This window comes from Pontimicrobium sp. MEBiC06410 (assembly GCF_053601615.1).
Map to the genome: position 1 here is coordinate 1 of NZ_JBSHNT010000148.1, position 306 is coordinate 306.

Genomic DNA, 306 nt, shown 5'->3' on the forward strand with positions numbered 1-306 from the left:
AGTGTTGTACTACCTGGCCCTCCTGCTTTAGGGGATGCTGTTAATTGGTATGCAAACGCCACTGGAGGTACTGCATTAGCTTCTGGCCTTAATTATACGCCTACCGATACAGCTATTGGAGTTTACACTTACTATGCTGAAACTGAAGAAACTGTCTCTGGTTGTGTGAGCTCTAGAATACCAGTAGTTCTTACTATTGAAACACCTGCTAATGCTGGTACAGATGGAGGCATTACTATCTGTGACGATAGTTCTACAACTATAGATTTATTTAGTTTAATCGCTGGTGAAGATGCTGGTGGTACT

At 42.2% G+C, this 306-nt stretch carries 1 protein-coding gene; it reads left to right on the forward strand.

Features of this window, described 5'->3' with window-relative positions; genetic code table 11:
- Nucleotides 1-306 (forward strand): Ig-like domain-containing protein (locus ACVC08_RS08445; protein ID WP_452601712.1); only part of this gene is annotated, 306 nt, incomplete at both ends.